This is a genomic window from Cupriavidus sp. NPDC089707 (assembly GCF_044748965.1).
GTDB lineage: Bacteria > Pseudomonadota > Gammaproteobacteria > Burkholderiales > Burkholderiaceae > Cupriavidus.
The window spans coordinates 25,821-41,059 of record NZ_JBIVHB010000025.1 but is presented as its reverse complement, the minus strand read 5'-3'; the positions used below and the strand labels follow the sequence as shown (position 1 = coordinate 41,059).

Sequence of the window (15,239 nt, the reverse complement as noted above, 5' to 3'; positions counted from 1 at the left end):
GGGGGCGTCCATTCCATTACCACCCGGCATGCGGGTCCGCACCGGGCGGTTCGAGAAGTTGAGGTCAAGACAGGCGAGGCACGCCCAGTCGGTCGAAGTAGCTGATAGTAAGCACGGTCTTGAGAAGCCTGTCACTATTGCGCCACCAGCGGCGGCTATTGGCCGCTACCTGTTTCGCGACCGAGGCAGGCGCCCCGAGCTTCAGCAATTCCCGATATTGGTGGTACCGCGCTTCCAGTGCTTGAGCTGGATCGCCCGTAGCCTGTGACGCAGCCATTCATCGAGCTTTCGCCAGATCTTCGGCGTTTGTGCCAGTCGGAAGTACCCTTTCCTCCCCAGCAGGTAGGTACGTAATTTCCCCACAACCTCCGGCATGCCGCGCCCGCCTGAACGGCGGGTCAGTTCCCGGATGCGCTGCTTGAACGCCGCCAGCGGTTTCGCCGCCACCTTGCGTTTGATTTCGCCCCCACGCGCCACCCACAGACTGTAACCGAGGAACTTGCGACCGAAGACGCTACCGACCGCGCTTTTGCCTTCATTGACCATCAGGTGCAATTTGGCATAGCAGCGGCGCAGCAGCGCCATCACCCGCTCACCCGCCCGCACGCTGCGAACATACACGTTCGCATCGTCGGCGTAACGCGCAAAGCAATGGCCGCGTCGTTCCAACTCCTTGCCCACCTCGTCGAGCAAGACGTTAGCCAGCAGCGGCGACAGTACGCCGCTTACAACGTTGCATACTTTTCACTCCGTCGTCTGAATCATTCGAATTTTCGCTGTCAAGAGTCCCAGGCTCTGGGTCAACCCTGAACACAACGACGATTTCATCCTTGTGGATTTCGACGCGCTTGACCAGACCCAATACGATCCTGCGCTTCGTACACCCATCGCGTCGCCATCTCCAACAACCGGTTGCTGCGCTTCGATGGCGATTCGGTCCTGTTCCGGTGGAAGGACTCTACCGAAACGGCGCCAAGCACAAGACAATGACGCTTACGGCCGACGAGTTCATGCGCCGATTCCTGCTGCATGTGCTGCCCGACGGCTTCAAACACATTCGCAGTTACGGGTGGCTCGCCAATCGCCATCGGGCAGCCCGCCTCGCCACCTGCCGCCGGCTGCTCGGGATCGTCACCCCTGCTGACGATGCACCTTCCTCGCCAGAAGACTACCGTGACTGTTACCTACGGCTCACCGGCAGGTCGCTACGTGATTGCCCCGTCTGTGGCAAGGGTCGCATGGTGTGCATCGAAACCTTTCTGCCAGGCGCGCTGCCCCCGTGCCACGCCACCCGCCCATCATGCGTGCTGATCTGCAACCTCATGCCTCGAGCACATGGCCCACGTTCCCTGGTGGCCACGTGCCCAGGCCTGTGCCTCCAGCGCGGACAGGTAGCGGCCTAAAGGGTCGAACCCCTGCGGGATCCCCAGGCGTTCGCCGCCTGGCTTGCGCCTGCCGCACAAGCGGAGTGGGTGGTCTACCTTGGCCCGCTCGCCCTGATCGGCACCGCCTTCTATGCGATTCGTGTTCCTCGGCTCATGATATATGCTCCACGCTTCCTCTCCACACTCGGTCACCCTCATGCAGTTGCGCTTCACTTCGCTCACTGTGGCCAGCTTGCGGGAGGACTTGCACCTCCAGGAGTGCGCCCATGCTGGGCGCACCAAAGCAAAACCGGCGCTCGTTCTGAGCGCCGGTTTTTTTATGCCGCAGAATCACGCCGGGACTGGCGTCATCGGTGGTGCGTCATGGAAGACGAACCAGCATCTTGCCCAGATTGCGTCCGGAGAACAGCGCCAGAAAGGCTTCGGGTGCGCACTCGAGCCCGTCCATCACGGTCTCGCGCCCCACCACATCGCCATTGGCCACCCACCGCCCCATCGCCGCGCGAAATTCGTCGAGGCGATGGCTGAAGTCGCTAACAATGAAGCCCTCGATGCGGATGCGATGGGAAATCACGCGAAATAGATTGCGCAACGCAACCGTCTCCGTGCCGTTGTACATATCGATCATGCCGCATACCGCAACCCTGGCGCCCTGCCTCGCAACGCCGAGCGCCGCATCGAGATGATCGCCGCCCACGTTGTCGAAATAGACATCGATACCCTTGGTCGCCGCGGCGGCGAGCTTCTCCTGAAGATCGCCTGGGGCTTTGTAGTCAATCACGGCATCCGCGCCGAGCGACTTCACATAGGCGCACTTCTCCGGCCCGCCGGCCGAAGCGACCACGGTCATCCCCATCAGCCGCGCGATCTGCACCACGGTCGAGCCCACGGCGCCCGCCGCGGCGGAGACGAACAAGGTTTCGCCAGGCTTGGCGGCAGCCACGGCAAGCAGGCCGAAATACGCGGTGGCCCCTATCATGCCCAGCGTATTGAGGTATGCCTGGGGTGGGACGCCGCCATGGCTCAGTTTCACGAACGCCTGCGCGGGCGCCACAAGCTCATCGCGCCAGCCGAACCGATGCGACACGAGATCGCCCGGCACCAGACCTTCCGCCTTCGATTCCAGCACCTCGCCAATCGCGGCACCGTCCAGCGGCGCGTCGAGCGCAAAGGGAGGCACATAGCTCTCGACGTCGTTCATGCGCCCGCGCATATACGGGTCCACCGACAGCCACCGGTTTCGGACCCTGACCGTGCCGCTGGTCAGCGGCGCCAGCTCGGCTGGCCGCAGCGCAAAATTGTCCAGGCTCGGCATACCCGCCGGCCGCGATTTCAGGTACCACGCTCTTGCCATCTCTGCTCCTTGGAATGAATGGGGGGCGAGCGCGCCAGCGCCCGCCATTGCCGTCTCGCTCAGGCTGCCGTGGTGATGAACTTGTTCACCAGATAGGGCTCGACAGCATCCGGCCCGCCCTCCTCGCCGTAGCCGGAATCGCGCACGCCGCCAAACGGCACTTCCGGCAAGCCCAGGCCGCTGTGGTTGATGGTGGTCATGCCCGCCTCCACCTGGGTCCCCACCGCATGGGCAATCGCTGTCGAGCGCGTATAGGCATATGAGGCGAGACCGTAGGGCAGGCGGTTGGCTTCGGCGATGGCCTCATCCAGCGTGGCGAAGCGATTGAAGATCACGACCGGCCCGAAGGGTTCCTCGTTCATGATGCGTGCCGTGGTGGGGACGTTGGCCAGCACGGTAGGCGGGAAGAAGTTGCCCTCGCCGCCCAGGCGGCTGCCGCCAGTGATCAGCTCGGCGCCATGCGCAACGGCGTCCTGCACCAGCGCCTCGAGCGCCGGCGCGCGCCGCGCATTGGCGAGCGGGCCAATCTGCGTGTCGGGGGCGAGTCCATTGCCGAGGCGCAGCGCGCGCGCAGCGGCGACAAAACCATCGAAGAAGCGATCGGCGACCCTGTCCTGCACCAGGAAGCGCGTGGGTGACGCGCACACCTGCCCGGCGTTGCGAAACTTGGTGGTGATCAGGATATCGATGGCCTTGTCGATATCGGCGTCATCGAAGATCAGCACCGGGGCATGCCCTCCCAGTTCCATGGTGGCGCGCTTCATGTGCAGGCCGGCCAGCGCAGCCAGGTGCTTGCCCACCGCCGTCGAGCCGGTAAAGGAGATCTTGCGGATGACCGGATGGGGAATCAGGTACTCCGAGATCTCGGCGGGAATGCCATAGACCAGGTTGATCACCCCGGCCGGCACCCCTGCGTCCACGAAAGCCTGCACCAGGGCGGCCGGCGACGCCGGCGTTTCCTCCGGTGCCTTGACGATCACGGAGCAGCCTGCAGCCAGTGCGGCGGCCAGCTTGCGTGCCACCTGGTTGACCGGGAAGTTCCAGGGGGTCAGCGCGAGGACCGGGCCCACCGGCAGCTTCACGGTCAGCTGCATGACCTGGGCCGACCGCGAGGGAATGACGCGCCCGAATGTGCGCCGGGCCTCCTCGGCCAGCCAATCCGTCATGTCGGCCGATGCGCCGATCTCCACCGCGGCCTGCGCCAGCGGCTTGCCCTGTTCGCGCGTCAGCAGCCAGGCGATCTGCGGCGTGCGCTCGCGCAAGAGCGCCGCAGCCTTGCGCAGGATCTCGGCGCGCTCGACCGGGGCCAACGCGCGCCAGATCCTGAAGCCTTTTTCCGCGGCGGTCGCAGCCGCCTCCAGGTCTGCGCGCGTTGCCCGCGCCACCGAGCCGATGGTCCCGCCCGTGGCCGGGTCGAGCACGGCAATGGTGGCGCCGTCGGCGGCATCCCGCCATTCTCCGTCGATCAGGAGCCGGACATCCGGATAGCTTCGTTCAAATTCCGAAACGCTCATTTGGCAATCTCCGGCGGCGCGCGGGCCGGTGCCCCGCGCCGCAAATGGGAATACGTGGAAATGGGGCCGGCGTCCGCCGCGCATGCGTGGGCGCGACGCCGGTATTCATGACAAAGCGCGATGGAGCGCCGCGCAGGCGGCGTCGAACTCCGCCCGTGCCCGCCGACTCACGTTGCGCATGCGCAGGAAGCCGTGCACCAGGTCGCCCGCCAGGCGGTACTCGCACGGCACGCCAGCGGCGGCGAGCCTGGCCGCGTATTCGGCGCCCTCATCGAGCAGCGGGTCGAAGCCGGCGCCGGCCACGAAGGCCGGCGGCATGCCGGCCAGGCTCCCCGCGCGCAGCGGTGCCGCATAAACATCAGGGGTCTCCCATGCCTCGCCGAGGTAATGGCGCAGGAACCAGATCATGGTTTCCCGCCCCAGGATGGGCGCGTCCGCGTTGCGCCGGTACGAGGGCCGCTCCACGTCCACATCCAGCGCCGGGTAGAGCAGGCACTGGAAGCAGAACGGCATGGCGCCGCCCCAGTCGCGATACTGCAGGCACAGCGCGGCGGCAAGGTTCCCGCCAGCGCTATCGCCGCCGATGGCGATGCGCCCGGGATCGAGACCGAGGCCGTCCAGATTGGCGCGCAACCACTCGGCCGCCGCCTCGCCGTCCAGCAGCGCGGTGGGATAGCGATGCTCCGGCGCCAGCGCGTACTCGACCGAGATCACTGTGCAGGGCGTGCTGGCGGCAATGTCGGCGGCAATGTCGTCGTAGCTGTCGACACTGCCGACCATCCATCCGCCGCCATGGAAGAACAGCAGCGCGCGGCGCCGGCATGGTGCCGGTGCGTCCGGCCGGTAGATGCGCAGGCGCACGGTGCGCCCGGCGTGCGTCGCGCTCCGGTCCTCCACGGCCATGCCGGGTGGGCGTGGGCCGATGCCGGCACCGGACAACTCGAGGGCCGCCCGGAAAGCCTGTGGCTGCATCTGGTGGATGACCTGCGGCAGTGCCGCTTCGAAACGCGCCAGGAAGGGCCGGATCTCTTCGTCCAGCGCCAGCTCGCTGGTCGCGGCCAGCCCGGCAGCGGGCCCGGAAACTGCCCCGCCGGCCGTCATGGCGTCAGTACGGCGCGGCCAATCAGCTTGCCGCCATGCAGTTCCGACAAGGCTTCGTTGACGCGTGCCAGGCGCACGGTGGTCACGGGAATGGCCGGAATATTCTTCTCCCGCACCAAATCCAGCAGTTCCTGCGTTTCGCGCAGGTTGCCCACATAGCTGCCCTGGATCGTGATCGCTTTGATCGCGATCAGCGGCAAGGCCCAGGGTGCGCCACCGCCAAACAGGCCGACCGTCACCAGCTTGCCGCCCTTGCGCAGGCATTCGAAGCCCAGCGTCGCGGTGTCGGGGTTACCGACAAAGTCGATCGCCGCGCTGGCCGGACCGCCTGCCGCCGCGATCACCTGCTGCACCGCATCCGGCGCGGCGGCATCCACCGTGGCCAGCGCCCCCGCCCGGGCCGCGGCCTCCCGCTTCCTGGGATCGATATCGACCACGATGGCGCCCTTTCCGCCCATGGCCTGCAGCAGCGACAGCGCCATCAGGCCCAGTCCGCCGGCGCCGAGGATCACGATTGGCGAGTCGAACACATCCTGCACCTTTTTCAGGGCGCCATACGCTGTTACCCCCGAGCAGGCATAGGGCGCGGCCGCGACCGGGTCGAGCCCCTTCAGGTCCAGCAGGTAGCGGGCATGCGGCACCATGACATGATCGGCATAGCCGCCCGCCTTTTGCACGCCGATATAGGCCGGCTGCAGGCACATATGCTCATCGCCCGCCCGGCACACCGCGCACTCGCCGCAGCCGATCCACGGATAGACCAGGCGCACGTCACCGACCTTGGCACCCACGGCGTCGGGGCCGACCGCCACCACCTCCCCGGCGGTCTCGTGGCCCATGGTGATCGGCAGCTTCATGCCACGATCCGCGAACGACAGCTTCTTGCGCCCGTGGCCCAGTTCATAGGCGCCTTCCCAGATATGCAGGTCGCTGTGGCAGATGCCCGCGCCGACGACCCTGAGCAATACCTGCGTGCCTTGCGGGGCCGGCGTCGCGGTATGCACCTCGACCAGCGGCGCGCCGAAGTCGGTAACCTGATAGCTCTTCATGGCGTTCAATCCTTGAGGTAGAGGGAGTCGATATCGAAGGACGCTGCCGCTGGCGACGATGCCCCGGCCGCGGTCGCGTGGTCGTCATCGGGACGCCCGAAGCGGAAGCCTGGATAGCCGTGCGCCTCGATGCGTTCGCACAGCTGTCGATAGCGTCCGACGCCGCCGGCATAGGGCATGAACAGACGGGGCTTGCCGGGGATATTTGCCCCCATGTACCAGGAGGTTCCCTTCGGGAAGAGCGTCGCATTGGCGAGCGTGTTCAGATGCTCGACCCACGCCTGCTCGGCGGCCGGAGTCACCTCGATGGTGTCGGCACCGGTCTCGCGCATCGTCGCGATGCAGTTGCCGATCCAGTCCACGTGCTGCTCGATCGACGTCATCATGTTGCTCAGCACCGAGGGGCTGCCCACCGACGCGACCAGGAACAGATTGGGATAGCCTGTGCTCGACAAGCCTAGGTAGGTGCGCGGCCCGGCCGCCCAGTGCTGGCGCAGCGGCAGCCCGCCCCGTCCGACGATGTCGATGGCATGGATGGCGCCGGTCATGGCGTCAAAGCCCGTGGCAAAGACAATGGCATCGACCTCGTAGGCGGCATTGCGCGTCACCACGCCGGACGGCGCGATCTCGACTATCGGCGCAGCCTGCAGGTCGACCAGCGTCACGTTGTCGCGGTTGAAAGTCTCGTAGTAGCCCGTGTCCACGCAGGGACGCTTGGCGGCAAGGGGATAGCCCTTCGGCACCAGGCATTCGGCGATGGCGGGATCGCGCACGATGCCGCGGATCTTGCGCCGCACGAACTCCGCGGCGGTCTCGTTCGCTGCGGTGTTGACGCGCAGGTCCATGAACGTCGATGCGAAGTTGAGCCCACCCTCGTGCCACTTGCGCTCGTATTCCGCCTCGCGCTCGTGCGGCGGCACCTGCAGCGCGCTGACGGTCGAGTCGATGCGGTTCACGCCTCCCGAGTTGTAGCGGGCAGTGCGGCGGCGCTCGGCATAGCCGGTCTTGATGTCACGGTCCTGCTTGTCCGTGATCGGCCGGTTCCGCGCCGGCAGGCTGAAGTTCGGGGTGCGCTGGAACACGTAAAGGTGCTCGGCCTGCTGTGCGATCAGCGGAATCGACTGGATCGCCGACGAGCCGGTGCCGATCACGGCAACGCGCTTGCCGGTGAAATCGACACCCCCGTGCGGCCAGTCGCCGGTGTGGTAGCTGGGTCCCGCGAAGGTGTCGCGCCCCTGGATGTCGGGTACGTTGCCGACCGAAAGGCAGCCAGTGGCTAGGATGAAATAGCGCGCCGAGACAAGCTGCCCTTTGTCCGTCAGCACCTGCCAGCGCCGCGCCGCCTCATCGTAGCTGGCGCTCAGCACCTGGGTGTCGAACTGGATACCGCACCGCAGATCGAAGCGGTCTGCGACATGGTTGACATATTCCAGGATCTCGGGCTGCGTGGCGAAACGCTCGGACCAGCGCCAGGCCTGCTGCAGCGCGTCGGAGAACGAGAACGAATAGTCGGCGCTTTCGATATCGCAGCGGGCGCCGGGGTACCGGTTCCAGTACCACGTCCCGCCGACATCGGCGCCACGCTCGAAGGCCATGACATCGAGGCCCAGGCCGCGCAGCTTGTGCAAGGCGTACAGCCCGGAAAATCCGGCGCCGACGATCACCACATCTTTCTCGAACCGGTCGCTGACGGCGGGCAGCGCCTCTCGCTTGCGGAGCAGGCTCATCGGTCGCCTCCTGCTTGCGTCCCCCACAAGCCCGACGCCGTCGGGCCTCCCGTGCGCCAGTGCGCTGCCGCGGCCACGCCGCCTACCGCCCATCGATGATTCATATCCTTTGTCTCCTTTGCTGCGAGGTTGGTGGAATCGGCCGGACCCGGGTGGTGGCCACCCGAGCCAGGCTCCTGTACCCCTTATTTATTTTTAGGATACCGTAAATTAATTTGGTATTCAACGCTAACATGCTCCGGGGAAACCATGGTGACCGACCAGCCACGCCTCTCCCTGGCGCAAGCGACGTTTCCGCCAGCGAACAACGGAGACGTCACTTGTCGCGCCCCGGATAATTTCGATAAAATTCCATACCACTTCAATAAACTGTATCCCGGCCAGGCAACCCACCGCCCGCCGGACCTCATCAGGAAGGCCACCACTAATGTCGTCGCTGTTGCCCACCGAAGCGTCCCAGCTGCGCGAGAAAACGTATGAGGAGCTGCAACGCCTGCTGCTCTCCGGAGAGTTTCCCGTGGGGACACCGCTCACCGAAATGAAGCTGGCGGACCGTCTCGGCGTCAGCCGCACGCCCGTGCGCGAAGCGCTGACGCGGCTGGCGGACGATGGCCTGGTCGAAACCCGGCCGAGCGGCACGCGCGTGGTCGCCGACCTGGGCAAGAAAGTCGCGGAAGTGCTGCAGATCCGCGTGCAGCTGGAACCCTTCGCGGCCGGTCTCGCCGCGCATCGCGTCAACACCGACGACCTGAACGCGCTGGCCGCCATCCAGGACCGCATCGAGATATTGATGAAAGACTGGGACAGCAATGTAGAAGCGCTGCTGGCCCTCAATCGCCAGTTCCACCGGCAGATCGTGAGTCATTGCGGCAACACCAGCCTGATCGACGTGCTCGACCGCCTGAGCCCGTTTGCCGTGTTCCCGAGAACGCTCACGCTCTACACCGAAGCCCAACGCATTCAGGCATTTGCCGAGCACCGGGACATCCTCGATGCGCTGTGGAAGCGCGACCAGGCCGGCACGGAAGCCATCACGCGCACGCACCTGATGCGTGGCGCTGCCGCCATCAAGAAGGCCATAGGCTGACGCCATCCTGGCGGCACCGGCTTGCCGCCCCGCCACCAGGATGCGCGTCGCGCCGGGCATTGCGGGCGCGCCTACTCCCCGACCTTGCGGGCCTGACGGAATGCGGCCACGATCTCGCCCAGTACCTCGGGGTCCTCGACAGTCGCGGGGATCGACCAGTCCTCCTCATCCGCGATGCGCTTCATGGTGCTACGCAGGATCTTTCCGGACCGTGTCTTGGGCAGCCGCGGCACGACCACGACGCGCTTGAACGTGGCGACCGGTCCGATGCGCTCGCGCACCAGCGCGACCAGCCCCTGCTCGACGGCGTCCGGCGTGCCTGCTGCATTGGCCTTGAGCACCACCACGCCCCACGGCATTTCACCCTTGAGCGCATCGCGCACGCCGATCACCGCGCACTCCGCCACGGCTGCGTGCGACGCGATGACTTCCTCCATGGCGCCCGTCGACAAGCGATGGCCAGCCACGTTGATGACGTCGTCCGTGCGCCCCATCACAAAGACATAGCCGTCCTCGTCGATAAAGCCAGCGTCAGCCGTGTTGTAGTATCCCGGGAACGTGCCGAGGTAGGCATCGCGAAAGCGCGCGTCCGCACGCCACAGCGTCGGCAGATTACCCGGCGGCAAAGGCAGCTTTATGGCGATGGTACCCATGCAGTTTGGCCCCAGCCGGTGGCCGTCGGCGTCCAGGATATGGAGCGTGTACCCCGGCATCGGCACGGTGGGAGACCCCGCCTTCACTGGCAAACGATCGCCGGCGACGGGATTGCCGACTATGCACCAGCCGGTCTCGGTCTGCCACCAATGGTCGATGACAGGCACCCCCAACTGCCGTTGCGCCCACTGCACCGTTTCCGGATCTGCACGCTCCCCGGCCAGGAACAAGGCACGCAATGAGTACAGGTCGTAGTGCTCGCGCTGGTTGCCATCGGGATCTTCCCGCCGGATGACACGCAACGCGGTCGGTGCGGTGAACAGTGCCGCCACGCCATATTCAGCGATGACGCGCCAGAAGGCGCCCGCGTCGGGGGTGCCAACCGGCTTGCCCTCATACAGCACCGTGGTGCAGCCGTTGAGCAAGGGGCCGTAGACAATATAGGAGTGCCCGACCACCCAGCCGACGTCGGAGGCACACCAGAACGTCTCGCCGGGGCGCACGCCGTAGAGATGTTGCATCGTCCATTGCAGGGCCACGAGATAGCCGCCGCTGTCGCGCACGACGCCCTTTGGGCTGCCGGTCGTGCCTGACGTGTACAGGATATAGAGCGGATCGGTCGCCAGCATTGGCTCGCACGCGGACCCGCCACCAGCACGTTTGATGGCCTCGGTCATAACCGCCCAGTCGTGATCGCGGCCGTCCGTCAGCTCGGCGATGGACTGGGGTCGCTGCAGTATCACGCAGGCCTCAGGCACATGGCTTGCGTGCCGGATCGCCTCATCGAGCAGGGGCTTGTAGGGCACAATCCGGCGCGTCTCGATTCCACAACTGGCACTCAGCACCACGCGGGGGGCTGCGTCATCGATCCTGACCGCGAGTTCCTTCGCGGAAAACCCGCCGAAGACGACCGAATGCACGGCCCCGATGCGCGCGCACGCAAGCATGGCGATCACCGCTTCCGGGATCATGGGCATGTAGATCAGCACGCGATCGCCCTTGCGCACACCCAGGGCCTGCAGCATGGCGCCTGCGGCGGAAACTTCGTCCTTCAGTTGCGCATAGCTGATGCTGCGTTTTTCCCCGGCGACCGGGCTGTCATAGACAATGGCAGCCTGTGCGCCACGCGTGGCGACATGCCTGTCCACGGCGTTGTAGCAAGCATTGCACCAGCCATCGACGAACCAGCGCCCATACACGCCAGCGCGGGCATCAAAGATGCGCGTGGGTGCCCGGGCCCAGTCGATGGCGTTCGCGGCGTCAGCCCAGAAGGCTTCCGGATGCGCAAGGGAATGGCGATATATCTGGGTGTAAGGATGCGTGTCGATAGCCGGGGTCACTGCGGTCTCCATGGTTAGCCTGCCGGTCTGTGGTGGGCGATGCCTGCGCGCGGGTCAGGCGCCACGCGCCAGCCAGCGCGACGCCACATCGCCCACGCGATTGAGAGCCAGCACGCTGGCGGTGATGGCCAGGCCCGGAGCCACGATCTGCCAGCCGCTGTGCGACATCGAGCGGTAGGCGCGCGCCAGCATCTGCCCCCAACTCGCCTCCGGCGGCTGCACGCCGAGGCCGAGGAAGCTGAGCCCGGCTTCAGCCAGGAAGGCGAAGGAAAGCATCAGGAACCACTGCACCAGGATCGGCCGCAGGCTGTTCGGCAGCAGGTGACGGACCACGATGGCGGCCTCCCCCATTCCCATCAGCCTTGCCGCCTCGACGTAGGATTGCTGGCGTATCAGGATGACCTGCGCGCGCAACAGCCGCGCCAGGCGCGGGGAGTACACCAGACCGATGGCACACATCGCATGTCCGAGGCCCGGCCCAATGATGCCGACCACCGCCAGCGCAAGAATGGTCGCCGGGAACGCCAGCATCGCATCGACGATGCGCATCAGGACGGCATCCACGGCACCGCCCATGCCGCCGGCCACCAGCCCGACCGGCAGCCCGATCAACAGCGCGACGGCGCCGGCCGCGCAAGCACCGGACATCGAAGTGCGTGCGCCATACATCAGGCGGCTGAGGATGTCGCGACCAACATCGTCGGTCCCGAGCGGATAGGTCCACGATGGCGTCCGCAGGATGTTCGCCAAGTCCTGCGCATAGGGATCGTGGGGCGCGAGCACCGGCGCCGCAGCCGCCACCGCGGCCAGCAGGATGACGAATCCGAGCGCCATCCAATGGCCCCAGCCGAGCAGGGCGGGCACCCCGTCGCGCGTGCGGCCAGGTCGGAAAAAGGGTCGGGAGACTACGGCATCGGCTTTGGGCATGTCATCGGGTCCGGGGATCGAGGAAGCTGTAGAGCACGTCGATGAACAGGTTCGTGAGGAGGACCAGTACCGCGAGCGCCAACACGACGCCCTGCACCACCGGGATGTCCCGGTTCTGGACAGCGGCTACCGCGAGGCTTCCTATCCCCGGTATGGCAAAAAGGATTTCGACCACGACGCTTGCGCCCAGCAGGTGCTGGAAGATGAGGCCGACCACGGTCGACAGCGGTATCGCCGCATTGCGCAAGGCGTGCTTCAGGACGATGGTGCGCTCGGGCAGGCCACGCGATCGCAGCGCGGCGGTATGCTGCGATTCCAGCGCCGCGATCACCGCCGACCGGGTATGGATCATCAGTTCGCCGGCACCGGCGCAACCCAGCGCCAGCATCGGCAGCATCAGGGCATGGAGGAAGCCGGCGAATCCTTCCGCAGGCGGCCGGAATCCGGTGGCGGGAAACCACTTCAGCCCGATCGAAAACACCAGCACGAGAAACAGGCCGAGCACGAAGCCTGGCACCGAGATCATGACGGCCGCCGCCGCACTGACGATGCGGTCTGGCAGCCGCCCGGCAAACGCTCCCGCGAGGATCCCGCCGGCGAGCCCGACGCCACAGCTCACCAGCATCGCGGCACCGACCAGCAGCAGCGTGACCGGCAAGCGCTGCGCCACCGACAGCGCAACGGATTGGCCGTCGAACAGAGAATGCCCCAAGTCGCCTTGCACCACAGTGCGCAGCCAGACGGCGTATTGCTGCCACGCCGGCAGGTCCAGCCCGAGGTCGCGGCGGATCTGCTCGACCAGTTGGGGGGTGGCCGACTCACCGGCGATGACCACCGCCGGATCGCCGGGAATCAGCCGGCTCAGTCCGAATACCAGCAAGCTGAGCACGAGCAGGAGCGGCGCCATCGCCGTCAGCCTGCGCAGGATCGTACCGGTCATGGGGTCTCCCGGCAGGATCGGGCTACGTGGACAATCTGCTTGTGCATGCCAGCCTCAACGGGAAAGGGAGACACCATCGAACCGCGGCTTGGACAGCAGGTTGGGCACGAAGCCATGTACCCGCTTGTCGTAGGCGACGATGCCTGCCTGGAAGTACAAGGGAATGTTGAATGCCTCCTCGAAGAGGATGCGGTTCACCGTGGCGTAGGCCTTGGCGCGCCGGGCCAGATCGGTCGTCGATTCGCCCTGCGCCATGGCGGCCAGCAGCGCGGGCGATGCATGCTTGCCGACGTTGGTGAAGCCGTTGCGGGCGAACTGGCTGGCATACGTCATGGCGGGATCGATGCGGCCGGTCCAACGGTTGTTCAGCACCGGCACTTCGCCATTGAGATAGCGGCTGATGGCCTGCGCGGTTTCGCTCGGCAGCAATTCGACCCGGACATTAATCTTCGCCAGCTGTGCCTGGATGACCTCGGCACGGCGTTCGTTGATGGCTCCGGCCTCGAACGCCATCTTGAAGGCAAAGCCGTCGGGCAGGCCCGCTTCGGCGAGCAGGCGCCGGGCCTGCCCGACATCGTATGGCGGCTGGTTCGCGATTTCCGGCGTATAGGCCCACTCGCTTGATGGCATCGGCGACCAGGCCGGTTCGCCGTGCCCTTGCTGTACCGCCGCGATCAGGGCATGGCGGTCGATGGCCATGCTAAGCGCGCGGCGCACCTTGACCTGGTCGAACGGCGGCTTCGCCATGTTGATGTACATCTCAAAGTAAGCCAGCGACTTGGAGACGACGGTCTGCAGGTTGCCCTGCTGTTGCAGCGTCGGCAGGGAGGCCGGGTCGACGTCGTAGATCAGGTCGACATCGCCGGAGCGCAGTGCATTCAGCCGGGTCTCGGGATCCGGCATCAGGCGGAAGAGGATGCCATCGAGCCGGGGCTCGCCCGCTACATGGTATTTGTCGAACTTCGCCACCCGGATCCGGTCGCCCGACACCCACTCCACGAAGCGGTAAGGACCGGCCCCGACCGGATTTCGTGCAAACCCACGTGGATCACGCTCCAGTGCGGTCGGGGACACCATCATCCCGGCACGGTCCGCCAGGGCCATCAACACGCTGGCGGAGGGATATTTCAGGTGCAGCGTGACCTCGTGCGCGCCGCTGGCCTCCACCGACGACACGGCCGCGAGGTCGGCAGCAATGGTGGCCTTGCCGGACACCAGCCGGTCGAGGTTGAACTTCACCGCCGCGCTATCCAGCGGTGTGCCGTCCTGGAAGGTTGCGCCTTCCACCAGCGCGAGCCGCAGCGTCGTCCCATCCACCCATCGCCATGAAGCTGCCAGGCCGGGGGTTGGCTGCAGCGTTTCGGGATCAAAGTTGAGCAGGGTGGCGAAGATCGTCCACAGGATGACGTGCTCGCTGCCTTCAGTGCCGTTGTGCGGATCGAGCGTGCCGGGGTTCTGCGCGCGGAACGCGACCCGCAGCGTGTTCCCGGCCGCAGCATCGGTTGCGGCATCGGTGGCGGTCTTGCCACAGGCAGACAACAAGGCGGCCAGGCACAGGGCGCACGCGGCCAGGTAGCCGGAAAAGCGGAAGGCGGAAGATTGGCTCATTGGAAATCGGTACGACTGGTATGGGGTGGCAAAGGTGATGACGGACGCGCGACAGGGGTCTCGGGATCAAGTCCCTGCGCTATCTGTCGGATCGGTACGGCGAGGCGTTCTGAGAAGTGGCAGGCCACCATGCCGTCGCCATCGGCCGGGCGCAGCAGCGGCCGCTCTTCCGCGCAGCGCGCCTCGGCAAACGGGCAGCGCGTGCGGAACTGGCATCCGCTTGGCGGCCGCAGCGGGCTTGGCAGCTCGCCGCGCAAGCGGTAGCGCGGGCTGGCTTCGCCAGCCAGATAGCCTTGCGGCGATGCGCCCAGCAACGCAGCCGTGTAGGGGTGGCGCGGACGCGTCATGAGGCGTTGCGCCGGCCCCCGCTCCAGGACCGTCCCCAGGTAGAGCACGATCACCTGATCTGCCAGGTTCGAGACGAAGGCGAGGTCGTGCGAAACCAGCAGGCACGAGGCGCCTGCTTCCCGTGTCAGCGCCGCCAGCTGCATGCCGACACCCGCCTGCACGGAGACATCGAGCGCCGAGGTCGGTTCGTCGGCCACCAGCACGG

The 15,239-nt window shown here is 66.2% G+C and carries 11 protein-coding genes and 2 pseudogenes; 2 read left to right on the top strand and 11 right to left on the bottom strand.

Going from position 1 to position 15,239, the window contains the following annotated elements; genetic code table 11:
• Positions 1-64: 64 nt before the first annotated feature.
• Positions 65-723: pseudogene (locus ACIP1U_RS27470) on the bottom strand (group II intron maturase-specific domain-containing protein); the annotation flags it as partial.
• Between the two features lie 156 nt (positions 724-879).
• Here ACIP1U_RS27470 and ACIP1U_RS27465 point away from each other — a divergent pair.
• A pseudogene (locus ACIP1U_RS27465) lies at positions 880-1,301 on the top strand (transposase); the annotation flags it as partial.
• Between the two features lie 445 nt (positions 1,302-1,746).
• On the opposite strand, the gene ACIP1U_RS27460 reads toward ACIP1U_RS27465, so the two are convergent.
• From ACIP1U_RS27460 to ACIP1U_RS27440, 5 genes are all read right to left on the bottom strand, one after another.
• Positions 1,747-2,739: an NADP-dependent oxidoreductase gene (locus ACIP1U_RS27460; RefSeq protein WP_400321961.1), complete on the bottom strand. Its 993-nt coding sequence runs from the start codon at positions 2,737-2,739 to the stop codon at positions 1,747-1,749.
• Between the two features lie 59 nt (positions 2,740-2,798).
• A complete protein-coding gene (locus ACIP1U_RS27455; protein WP_400321959.1) occupies positions 2,799-4,253 on the bottom strand; it encodes an NAD-dependent succinate-semialdehyde dehydrogenase in 1,455 nt (484 codons plus the stop codon).
• A gap of 105 nt (positions 4,254-4,358) precedes the next feature.
• Entirely contained in the window at positions 4,359-5,354 is a 996-nt protein-coding gene (locus ACIP1U_RS27450) for an alpha/beta hydrolase (RefSeq protein ID WP_400321958.1), read from the bottom strand.
• A complete protein-coding gene (locus ACIP1U_RS27445; protein ID WP_400321956.1) occupies positions 5,351-6,403 on the bottom strand; it encodes an alcohol dehydrogenase in 1,053 nt (350 codons plus the stop codon). The genes ACIP1U_RS27450 and ACIP1U_RS27445 overlap by 4 nt, the downstream gene beginning before the upstream one ends.
• A gap of 5 nt (positions 6,404-6,408) precedes the next feature.
• Positions 6,409-8,130 carry a flavin-containing monooxygenase gene (locus ACIP1U_RS27440; RefSeq protein WP_400321955.1) on the bottom strand — a complete coding sequence of 574 codons (1,722 nt, stop codon included), beginning with the start codon at positions 8,128-8,130 and terminating at the stop codon, positions 6,409-6,411.
• A gap of 427 nt (positions 8,131-8,557) precedes the next feature.
• Here ACIP1U_RS27440 and ACIP1U_RS27435 point away from each other — a divergent pair, with 427 nt between their 5' ends.
• Positions 8,558-9,217 (top strand): GntR family transcriptional regulator, encoded by a 660-nt coding sequence (locus ACIP1U_RS27435; RefSeq protein ID WP_400321953.1) that lies wholly within the window; start codon positions 8,558-8,560, stop codon positions 9,215-9,217.
• 71 nt (positions 9,218-9,288) lie between these two features.
• Here the strand turns inward: ACIP1U_RS27435 and ACIP1U_RS27430 are convergent, their stop codons facing one another.
• Genes ACIP1U_RS27430 through ACIP1U_RS27410 form a run of 5 tightly spaced genes read right to left on the bottom strand, consistent with a single transcriptional unit; the run spans position 9,289 to position 15,177 of the window.
• Positions 9,289-11,211 carry a propionyl-CoA synthetase gene (locus ACIP1U_RS27430; protein ID WP_400321951.1) on the bottom strand — a complete coding sequence of 641 codons (1,923 nt, stop codon included), beginning with the start codon at positions 11,209-11,211 and terminating at the stop codon, positions 9,289-9,291.
• 54 nt (positions 11,212-11,265) lie between these two features.
• A complete protein-coding gene (locus ACIP1U_RS27425) occupies positions 11,266-12,138 on the bottom strand; it encodes an ABC transporter permease (RefSeq protein ID WP_400321949.1) in 873 nt (290 codons plus the stop codon).
• A 1-nt stretch (position 12,139) separates the two neighbouring features.
• A complete protein-coding gene (locus ACIP1U_RS27420; protein WP_400321947.1) occupies positions 12,140-13,078 on the bottom strand; it encodes an ABC transporter permease in 939 nt (312 codons plus the stop codon).
• Positions 13,079-13,132: 54 nt separating this feature from the next.
• On the bottom strand, positions 13,133-14,686 hold the full coding sequence (locus ACIP1U_RS27415; RefSeq protein ID WP_400321945.1) for an ABC transporter substrate-binding protein: 1,554 nt from the start codon (positions 14,684-14,686) through the stop codon (positions 13,133-13,135).
• Complete coding sequence (locus tag ACIP1U_RS27410; protein ID WP_400322017.1) at positions 14,683-15,177, bottom strand: oligopeptide/dipeptide ABC transporter ATP-binding protein; 495 nt, start codon at positions 15,175-15,177, stop codon at positions 14,683-14,685. Before ACIP1U_RS27410 ends, ACIP1U_RS27415 begins: the two co-directional genes overlap by 4 nt.
• Positions 15,178-15,239 lie beyond the last annotated feature (62 nt).

Bases quoted from the DNA above. Each gene is read 5' to 3' on its own strand.
- ACIP1U_RS27420 (WP_400321947.1), bottom strand. From the start codon at position 13,078: ATGACCGGTACGATCCTGCGCAGGCTGACGGCGATGGCGCCGCTCCTG.
- ACIP1U_RS27425 (WP_400321949.1), bottom strand. From the start codon at position 12,138: ATGCCCAAAGCCGATGCCGTAGTCTCCCGACCCTTTTTCCGACCTGGC.
- ACIP1U_RS27410 (WP_400322017.1), bottom strand. From the start codon at position 15,177: ATGCAGCTGGCGGCGCTGACACGGGAAGCAGGCGCCTCGTGCCTGCTG.
- ACIP1U_RS27460 (WP_400321961.1), bottom strand. From the start codon at position 2,739: ATGGCAAGAGCGTGGTACCTGAAATCGCGGCCGGCGGGTATGCCGAGC.
- ACIP1U_RS27455 (WP_400321959.1), bottom strand. From the start codon at position 4,253: ATGAGCGTTTCGGAATTTGAACGAAGCTATCCGGATGTCCGGCTCCTG.
- ACIP1U_RS27440 (WP_400321955.1), bottom strand. From the start codon at position 8,130: ATGAGCCTGCTCCGCAAGCGAGAGGCGCTGCCCGCCGTCAGCGACCGG.
- ACIP1U_RS27450 (WP_400321958.1), bottom strand. From the start codon at position 5,354: ATGACGGCCGGCGGGGCAGTTTCCGGGCCCGCTGCCGGGCTGGCCGCG.
- ACIP1U_RS27435 (WP_400321953.1), top strand. From the start codon at position 8,558: ATGTCGTCGCTGTTGCCCACCGAAGCGTCCCAGCTGCGCGAGAAAACG.
- ACIP1U_RS27415 (WP_400321945.1), bottom strand. From the start codon at position 14,686: ATGAGCCAATCTTCCGCCTTCCGCTTTTCCGGCTACCTGGCCGCGTGC.
- ACIP1U_RS27445 (WP_400321956.1), bottom strand. From the start codon at position 6,403: ATGAAGAGCTATCAGGTTACCGACTTCGGCGCGCCGCTGGTCGAGGTG.